The sequence below is a fragment of the Salmonella sp. SAL00672 genome, from assembly GCF_046552175.1.
GTDB lineage: Bacteria > Pseudomonadota > Gammaproteobacteria > Enterobacterales > Enterobacteriaceae > Salmonella > Salmonella enterica.
This window is the reverse complement of sequence record NZ_JBGDUQ010000022.1, coordinates 1-4,389: the sequence shown is the minus strand read 5'-3', so window position 1 is coordinate 4,389 and position 4,389 is coordinate 1. Positions and strand designations below refer to the sequence as shown.

Annotated in this window: 5 protein-coding genes and 4 tRNA genes; 7 read left to right on the top strand and 2 right to left on the bottom strand. The window is 49.5% G+C overall.

What is annotated here, in order from left to right:
* The first annotated feature begins 246 nt into the window (after positions 1 to 246).
* Positions 247 to 1,275 (top strand): UDP-N-acetylmuramate dehydrogenase, encoded by a 1,029-nt coding sequence (gene murB, locus ACLJTG_RS23615; protein ID WP_021000997.1) that lies wholly within the window; start codon positions 247 to 249, stop codon positions 1,273 to 1,275.
* Entirely contained in the window at positions 1,272 to 2,234 is a 963-nt protein-coding gene (birA, locus tag ACLJTG_RS23610; RefSeq protein ID WP_000655753.1) for a bifunctional biotin--[acetyl-CoA-carboxylase] ligase/biotin operon repressor BirA, read from the top strand. The genes murB and birA overlap by 4 nt, the downstream gene beginning before the upstream one ends.
* Before the next feature lie 34 nt (positions 2,235 to 2,268).
* Here the strand turns inward: birA and coaA are convergent, their stop codons facing one another.
* Both coaA and ACLJTG_RS23600 read right to left on the bottom strand, forming a co-directional pair.
* A complete protein-coding gene (gene coaA / locus ACLJTG_RS23605) occupies positions 2,269 to 3,219 on the bottom strand; it encodes a type I pantothenate kinase (RefSeq protein WP_000023068.1) in 951 nt (316 codons plus the stop codon).
* 208 nt (positions 3,220 to 3,427) lie between these two features.
* Positions 3,428 to 3,601: a hypothetical protein gene (locus tag ACLJTG_RS23600; RefSeq protein ID WP_001621476.1), complete on the bottom strand. Its 174-nt coding sequence runs from the start codon at positions 3,599 to 3,601 to the stop codon at positions 3,428 to 3,430.
* A gap of 19 nt (positions 3,602 to 3,620) precedes the next feature.
* Between ACLJTG_RS23600 and ACLJTG_RS23595 the strand changes: the two genes are divergently transcribed.
* The 5 genes from ACLJTG_RS23595 to ACLJTG_RS23575 all read left to right on the top strand — a co-directional run.
* Positions 3,621 to 3,696: transfer RNA gene (locus ACLJTG_RS23595), tRNA-Thr, on the top strand.
* Positions 3,697 to 3,704: 8 nt separating this feature from the next.
* Positions 3,705 to 3,789: transfer RNA gene (locus ACLJTG_RS23590), tRNA-Tyr, on the top strand.
* A gap of 116 nt (positions 3,790 to 3,905) precedes the next feature.
* Positions 3,906 to 3,980: transfer RNA gene (locus ACLJTG_RS23585), tRNA-Gly, on the top strand.
* A gap of 6 nt (positions 3,981 to 3,986) precedes the next feature.
* Positions 3,987 to 4,062, top strand: a tRNA-Thr gene (locus ACLJTG_RS23580).
* A 115-nt stretch (positions 4,063 to 4,177) separates the two neighbouring features.
* Positions 4,178 to 4,389: GTP-binding protein (locus tag ACLJTG_RS23575; RefSeq protein WP_000031661.1), on the top strand; the 212-nt coding region annotated here is incomplete at its 3' end.

Below are 4,389 nucleotides of genomic sequence, written 5' to 3'. Positions count from 1 at the left end.
GTGAAACGCCGTAGCGCCGATGGTAGTGTGGGGTCTCCCCATGCGAGAGTAGGGAACTGCCAGGCATCAAATAAAACAAAAGGCCCTGTCGGAAGACAGGGCCTTTTGTTTTATCTGTAGTCTGCCGGATGGCGGCTCCGCCTTATTCGGCCTACAGGGACGCGCCGATCTACCCTCAATATAACCACAAGCCTTCCCAACACAGATACGGTAAACTATTGCCGATTGAGTATCAGGAAAGCAGCCATGACCCACTCCCTAAAACCCTGGAATACCTTCGGCATTGATCATTGTGCAAAGCACATCGTATGCGCTGAAAACGAACAACAACTACTGAGCGCCTGGCAGCAAGCAACTCGTGAGGGACTGCCGGTTATGATCCTGGGTGAAGGAAGCAATGTCCTGTTTCTGGAAAATTACGCCGGCACCGTGATCCTTAACCGCCTGAAAGGCATTGAGGTGAATGAAACCGCGGACGCCTGGCACCTACACGTCGGCGCAGGCGAAAACTGGCATCAGCTGGTTCGCTACGCGCTGGACAACAACATGCCCGGCCTGGAGAATCTGGCGCTCATCCCTGGCTGCGTTGGTTCCTCGCCTATACAGAATATTGGCGCGTATGGCGTAGAACTACAGCGCGTCTGCGACTACGTTGACTGCGTTGAACTGGAAACGGGAAAACGTCTGCGTTTGTCCGCGGCGGAATGCCGTTTCGGCTATCGTGACAGTATCTTCAAAAATGAATATCAGGATCGCGTTGCGATCGTCGCGGTGGGTCTGCGTTTGTCAAAGCAATGGCAGCCGGTGTTGACCTATGGCGATCTTACTCGTCTGGACCCGAAAACGGTCACCGCGCAACAGGTGTTTGATGCTGTATGCCATATGCGCACCACAAAATTGCCGGATCTTAAAGTGAATGGCAATGCGGGCAGCTTTTTTAAAAATCCCGTTGTCGCAGCCGATATCGCTATGGAACTGTTAGAACTATTTCCCAACGCGCCGCATTACCCTCAGGCAGACGGCTCAGTGAAGCTGGCGGCAGGCTGGCTGATAGATCAATGTCAGTTGAAAGGCGTCACCATTGGCGGCGCTGCGGTGCATCGCCAACAGGCGCTGGTATTGATTAATGCGAATGATGCGACAAGTAAAGATGTGGTGGCGCTGGCGCATCATGTCCGGCAAAAAGTGGGTGAAAAATTTAATGTCTGGCTGGAGCCTGAGGTTCGCTTTATTGGTCAGTTCGGAGAGGTGAACGCAGTGGAGAGCATTGCATGAAAGATACTACCGTTCCCCTGACGCTGATCTCACTACTTGCCGACGGAGAGTTTCACTCAGGCGAGCAGTTGGGTGAACGGCTGGGAATGAGCCGCGCGGCGATTAATAAACATATCCAGACATTACGCGACTGGGGAGTAGATGTATTTACCGTTCCCGGGAAAGGATATAGCTTACCGGAACCCATCCAGTTACTGGATGTTGACCGTATTCATAGCCAACTGGATAGCGGAAACGTGGCGGTATTGCCTGTTATCGATTCAACCAATCAGTATTTACTTGATCGAATTGGTGAGCTGCGCTCAGGCGATGCCTGTGTAGCAGAATACCAACAGGCAGGGCGTGGTCGTCGCGGGCGTAAATGGTTCTCACCGTTTGGCGCGAATCTATATCTTTCAATGTACTGGCGTCTGGAGCAGGGGCCTGCGGCGGCAATAGGCTTGAGTCTGGTCATTGGAATTGTGATGGCGGAAGTGCTGCGTGAACTGGGCGCAGATAAAGTTCGCGTGAAGTGGCCTAACGACCTTTACCTACTGGATCGCAAACTGGCGGGCATTCTGGTTGAGTTAACCGGTAAAACGGGCGATGCCGCACAAATAGTGATTGGCGCTGGTATTAACATGGCAATGCGTCGCGTAGAAGAGGACGTGATAAATCAGGGATGGATCACGTTGCAGGAGGCCGGAATTACGCTCGACCGCAATATGCTGGCCGCAAAGCTGATTTATAAGTTACGTGCTGCGCTTGAGCTTTTTGAGCAAGAAGGACTTTCTCCTTATCTTTCGCGCTGGAAAAAACTGGATAATTTTATTGATCGTCCGGTAAAACTAATTATTGGCGACAAAGAAATATTTGGTATTTCCCGCGGCATTGATACTCAGGGCGCATTATTGCTTGAACAGGATGGCGTGATTAAACCCTGGATGGGCGGAGAAATATCGCTGCGAAGCGCCGAATAGTAAAAAAGGGGAGTCGGTACTCCCCTTTTTTCTGTTATTTTCGCAATCTTACCTGTTCCACCGCATGGTTAGCACTCTTGGTCATAATAAGGCTGGCACGTTCTCGCGTAGGTAAGATATTTTGTTTTAAATTCAACCAGTTAATTTCTTTCCAAAGCGAAGCTGCTGTATTAACAGCTTCTTCTTTAGATAATTTCGCATAATTGTGGAAATAAGAGTCAGGATCGGTAAACGCCCCTTCGCGGAATTTCAGGAAGCGATTGATATACCACGTCTGAAGAAGTTCTTCTGGCGCATCAACGTAAATAGAGAAATCAACGAAATCAGAGACAAATACATGGTGCGGATCGTGAGGATAATCCATACCGCTTTGTAAAACATTCAAACCTTCAAGAATCAATATATCAGGCTGAGCGACGGTTTTATCCCCTTCAGGAATAACATCGTAAATCAAATGAGAATAGACTGGCGCCGTCACGTTCGGTACGCCCGACTTGAGGTCAGAAACGAATTTCACCAGTCGGTGCATATCATACGATTCGGGGAACCCCTTTTTCTTCATTAACCCGCGTTCTTTCAACACCTGGTTTGGGTGGAGGAAGCCGTCTGTGGTAATCAATTCAACACGGCGGTGTTCCGGCCAGCGACTCAGCAACGCTTGCAGAACGCGTGCTGTCGTGCTTTTACCCACTGCGACGCTGCCCGCGATACTGATGATGTAAGGGATTCGCTGGCCGTTAGTGCCCAGAAACTGTTCCAGGACAGCCTGACGACGCAGATTTGAACTGATATAGAAATTTAGCAAACGGGAGAGAGGTAAATATATTTCTGCAACTTCTTCCAGCGATAAATCTTCATTAATGCCTTTTAACTGCGCGATCTCATCCTCGGTCAGGGTCATCGGCACAGAATCGCGAAGCGCAGCCCACTGGCTGCGATCAAACTGTAGGTAAGGCGTCATTAACGATTGCTCTTTTATACTCATAAGCATGTTTCTGGCTGCTATTGCTACATCAGTTCAGCGATGAACGAGGGCCATCCCTGACATGCAACGGCACGTCACATTTAAGTTAATTTGGACAATGGGCAGGAGGGTAACACCAGATGGGGAGGAATAATAAGAAAAAATCTCGCTGTGAAAGCTATCCCTGAGAAGCAATGTGACGAATATACCAGATACAGAAGATTGCTTTCTATCGACGGAACGTTGAAATGCCGCGTCGTATCCTGGTCAGACGGTCGGTAAAATGCCGAAAATTTATGCTCTCTTGTTTGAAATTAGAGCATTTTTGTCTTTTATAGCGCAAAATGTGAGCGATAGAACATTTTATGCAATTTTTTAGTTGCATGAGCACGCAGGTCTCCATAGAATGCGCGCTACTTGATGCCGACTTAGCTCAGTAGGTAGAGCAACTGACTTGTAATCAGTAGGTCACCAGTTCGATTCCGGTAGTCGGCACCATCAAGTCCGGTGGGGTTCCCGAGCGGCCAAAGGGAGCAGACTGTAAATCTGCCGTCACAGACTTCGAAGGTTCGAATCCTTCCCCCACCACCATTTTCGGCCGCGCGATGGCGCAGCCCGAGACGATAAGTTCGCTTACCGGCTCGAATAAAGAGAGTTTCTCTCGATATTCAGTGCAGAATGAAAATCAGGTAGCCGAGTTCCAGGATGCGGGCATCGTATAATGGCTATTACCTCAGCCTTCCAAGCTGATGATGCGGGTTCGATTCCCGCTGCCCGCTCCAAGATGTGCTGATATAGCTCAGTTGGTAGAGCGCACCCTTGGTAAGGGTGAGGTCGGCAGTTCGAATCTGCCTATCAGCACCACTTCTTTTCTCCTTCCTGTTTTTCTCTTCTGTTTATTAGCATTCAACAAGTCGGGCGTGTTGCCTGGTTGATGTGGTGATATCACCGATTTATCCGTGTCTTAGAGGGACAATCGATGTCTAAAGAAAAGTTTGAACGTACAAAACCGCACGTTAACGTCGGTACTATCGGCCACGTTGACCATGGTAAAACAACGCTGACCGCTGCCATTACTACCGTACTGGCTAAAACCTACGGCGGTGCCGCTCGCGCATTCGACCAGATCGATAACGCGCCGGAAGAAAAAGCGCGTGGTATCACCATCAACACTTCTCACGTTGAATACGA

Excerpts from the sequence above, each read along its gene's own strand:
- murB (WP_021000997.1), top strand. The coding sequence starts at position 247 with ATGACCCACTCCCTAAAACCCTGGAATACCTTCGGCATTGATCATTGT.
- ACLJTG_RS23600 (WP_001621476.1), bottom strand. The coding sequence starts at position 3,601 with ATGGAGACCTGCGTGCTCATGCAACTAAAAAATTGCATAAAATGTTCT.
- coaA (WP_000023068.1), bottom strand. The coding sequence starts at position 3,219 with ATGAGTATAAAAGAGCAATCGTTAATGACGCCTTACCTACAGTTTGAT.
- birA (WP_000655753.1), top strand. The coding sequence starts at position 1,272 with ATGAAAGATACTACCGTTCCCCTGACGCTGATCTCACTACTTGCCGAC.